Below are 2,916 nucleotides of genomic sequence, written 5' to 3'. Positions count from 1 at the left end.
GCAAAGCACTTGCTCCGGAAAAATGCCGTGGTATAGGGAGACCTGAAGCGCTCCTGCCCACATTCTCGTCGGCACCGCGCTGTGGGCCTGTAGCTCAACTGGTTAGAGCCGTCCGCTCATAACGGATTGGTTGGGGGTTCGAGTCCCTCCGGGCCCACCACTTCTCTTTTTAGGTGTTGATTTTCCTGCATTTTTTCCTCTTTTTGTCCCACTCGAATTGCGGTGAGGAGAAAGTGGGACAATTTCCCGTTCCTTTGAAGTTTCAAGATGTTCGAATGCCGACTTGGCGAGGCGCTTCTGTTCGGCTTTTTTGGTGTAGATCCGAGCGGTTTTTGAATCGCTCCAGCCAAAGACAGCCATGAGCTGGTATTCCGTAGCACCGGCTTCAGCCAACACTGTTGCGGCGGATTTTCTGAGGCCATGGGATGAACACTGTTTCAGTCCAGCGGTGTCACACCAGTCACGCATTTTGTTGCCGAAGCCGTTCGAACTGAAGGGCTTACCGTACTCAGTCGTCAGAAATGTCTCCTGGCCTTCTGGGGCGTGCCGGAGTGCTTCCATGAGAGCTCTCGTGATCGGCAGGACGAGCAGCTCATTCTTGCTGCCTTTCTGCGGCACAAGTTTGATCGTGTCGCCATCGAGGTTACCGGGGCCGAGCTGAACAAGATCCGATCTGCGAATGCCTAGATTATACAGCAGTTCAAATGCTAGGCGGGCTGTAGTGCCAAGCGGATAATGTTCTCGGAAAGCAGAAATTTCACCAACGGACCAAGTATGAAACCCGTCAGAGCGATTGATCTTCGAGATCCCTTCGGCCGGATTTCTGGCCACCGGAAATCGAGCCATTAGATCATTATCGCTAAGTGCCCAATTGAAAAGGGCTTTCAGATACTTGACGAGCTTATCTGCCGCGGCGGGGGTTTCCCGTCGCTTCATCTGGCTTGCTTCGACGTCCGACTTTCGAAGCTTTTGAAATGGGAGGTGGCCGACTGCTGCGCAGTAACGCCCTAGGACGCTGTGCTTGTCCCGCTGTGTAGCGCTATCTTGTGTCTGAAATGTCTTGGATCGCTGATACTGAGCGAAGAGCCAACTGATTGTTCCTGGCTTCAGTTCTTCAGGCCGCGTGTCTGTAGGCTTATCAACGCTGCCTGCCATCACGCGGTGGTATTCTGAGGTGAATGCTTCCGTAACGTTGCCGTTTTCGTCCAAGAGAGCCGACTGCATGCGGTATTTGGACTTGCCTGGTCTACGCAAATAGATACGGACGTTTCCGTGCCGATCTACGTCCGCTGAGCAGTATTTGAACGGGATCTTTTTCCGATTAGCCGACTGCATAATCGAACGGGTTTTCGGCGTCTTCATGTTCAAGTGTTGAGTTTGTTTCGACTAAAGCATGCAAATATGAGTGGAGATCTTCTGGGTACCATCGGCGCAATCCGCCGATCTTAAATCCTCTCGGCATCCAGCCCAGATCTATCCACTTGTCGAAAGTCGAGGTGGAGATGTCGAGCATATCAGCAGCGGTCGCGCGGCTTACAGCTAACTGGGTCGTTCTGTTTGATCTTTCAATATGGGACATAACGGTTCTGATGTTTGTTTAGACTGCAGGTGTGGCAGGAGAATTTTTCTCAACAATTGGTTCGAACGTGTTGTTCGCGATGAATTCTTCGATTGCGCCAATGGGAATGTAAATTCCTCCACCAATCCTGACGTGTCTCAGTTCTCTATTTTCGACGAGTTTCCTGATACGGCTTTTGGGCCAGCCAGTTCGGTCAGCGAGTTCTTTGATTGATTCCAATTCCAGAGCCATTGTATCGAATATTCTCCACTGGTATGAAAAAGTCAGCTTTGATAGTCGGTGAAGCTAATTTTTCCTACTAAGTACAATATTCTGTACCGAGGTCAACCCAAAAGTGTCTGATATTGGCAAACGATTAGCAGTTGTTCGCGAAAGTGCGGGATTTTCGCAGATACCATTTGCGCAAAAACTCGGCGTTTCGCAAAGCTCATACAAAAATTATGAGCGTGGAGCTTCGCCAGTTCCAGTCAGTTTAATCGCAAGGATTTGTGAGGACTATGAAGTGTCACCGGCCTGGCTAGTATTGGGGGAAGGGGCGATAAAGAGCGAACTAAATGGCGAATTGGTTGAAGGTGCAGTTCTTGCCGTAGAAAAATTTGCGGAAGCCCATGACTTGGACCCGCCGCTTGAGAGAAAAGCCAAATTAATTCGATTTGTATATGAAGAAGTAATTTCTGGGAGAGATTTCGGAGATAAGGAGCTCAAGCGAATATTTAATACAGTCATGTGAGACCTGCATGAGTAAGGAAAACGCGGAAGTAATTTCCGAAGCCCTGCTTTCGATGTTGAACAAGAAGTTCTCTGAAGCGTCAGAGCCAGACAGCGAGAATAGCTTATTCAGAGGACTTAGCTTTTACCGAAAAAAGCGACGAATTATGAGTGAGGAGGAAATACTCGGCTTCTGGAAGCGAAATGTTATCAGAAGCAAAGCCATTTCCTTGTGTGCATTGGTGCTGCCCATCTTCACTGCTTTTCTTCTATTTCAAGGTGTGTTGGAACCGACGACCGTTTGCTTGTTCGGTCTCGGTGGCACAGCAATTTACGCATTCCATCAGCTCATTTTGATTGGGGGGCTCGAAAGGCTTCTAGGAACTTGGAGAGCGTCTTCACTTAGAGAGGCCCGAAAAACCGGCGAAAATAGATGGAAGTTTTTCGATGCTTTGGAAGATTCTTCTCCTTCGAGCTAAGCTGTGATTGAGGCATCTTTTTTCGGAATTCGGTTTCGGTTCTCCATAGTCAACATGATGACAATTCCTGTCTGCCATTAACAGCAAGAGTCATCATTTGGGAAAAGTTTCATTGAAGTGTACGTCAATTTGGCGTACAAACTATTCAGT

Annotated in this window: 4 protein-coding genes, 1 tRNA gene and 1 pseudogene; 3 read left to right on the top strand and 3 right to left on the bottom strand. The window is 48.7% G+C overall.

The window, feature by feature from the left end:
- Nucleotides 1–83: 83 nt before the first annotated feature.
- A tRNA-Ile gene (locus K5905_RS30930) sits at nt 84–160 on the top strand.
- Between the two features lie 149 nt (nt 161–309).
- Here K5905_RS30930 and K5905_RS30925 read toward each other — a convergent pair.
- The 3 genes and pseudogenes from K5905_RS30925 to K5905_RS30915 form a co-directional block, all read right to left on the bottom strand.
- A pseudogene (locus K5905_RS30925) lies at nt 310–846 on the bottom strand (tyrosine-type recombinase/integrase); the annotation flags it as partial.
- A gap of 475 nt (nt 847–1,321) precedes the next feature.
- Entirely contained in the window at nt 1,322–1,579 is a 258-nt protein-coding gene (locus K5905_RS30920) for a DNA-binding protein (protein ID WP_297591557.1), read from the bottom strand.
- 18 nt (nt 1,580–1,597) lie between these two features.
- Nucleotides 1,598–1,810: an excisionase family DNA-binding protein gene (locus K5905_RS30915; protein ID WP_297591556.1), complete on the bottom strand. Its 213-nt coding sequence runs from the start codon at nt 1,808–1,810 to the stop codon at nt 1,598–1,600.
- Nucleotides 1,811–1,913: 103 nt separating this feature from the next.
- Between K5905_RS30915 and K5905_RS30910 the strand changes: the two genes are divergently transcribed.
- Together K5905_RS30910 and K5905_RS30905 are read left to right on the top strand one after the other, a co-directional pair.
- Nucleotides 1,914–2,309 carry a helix-turn-helix transcriptional regulator gene (locus K5905_RS30910; protein ID WP_297591555.1) on the top strand — a complete coding sequence of 132 codons (396 nt, stop codon included), beginning with the start codon at nt 1,914–1,916 and terminating at the stop codon, nt 2,307–2,309.
- A 7-nt stretch (nt 2,310–2,316) separates the two neighbouring features.
- Complete coding sequence (locus K5905_RS30905) at nt 2,317–2,766, top strand: hypothetical protein (RefSeq protein ID WP_297591554.1); 450 nt, start codon at nt 2,317–2,319, stop codon at nt 2,764–2,766.
- Nucleotides 2,767–2,916 lie beyond the last annotated feature (150 nt).

This window comes from Roseibium sp. (genome assembly GCF_025698965.1).
In the GTDB taxonomy this organism is placed as follows: Bacteria; Pseudomonadota; Alphaproteobacteria; order Rhizobiales; family Stappiaceae; genus Roseibium.
Note: the sequence above shows the minus strand (reverse complement) of the source record. Positions and strands in the feature narration are given on the sequence as shown.

What these genes read in the sequence shown, in the direction of transcription:
- K5905_RS30920 (WP_297591557.1), bottom strand. Translation starts at nt 1,579, where the DNA reads ATGTCCCATATTGAAAGATCAAACAGAACGACCCAGTTAGCTGTAAGC.
- K5905_RS30915 (WP_297591556.1), bottom strand. Translation starts at nt 1,810, where the DNA reads ATGGCTCTGGAATTGGAATCAATCAAAGAACTCGCTGACCGAACTGGC.
- K5905_RS30905 (WP_297591554.1), top strand. Translation starts at nt 2,317, where the DNA reads ATGAGTAAGGAAAACGCGGAAGTAATTTCCGAAGCCCTGCTTTCGATG.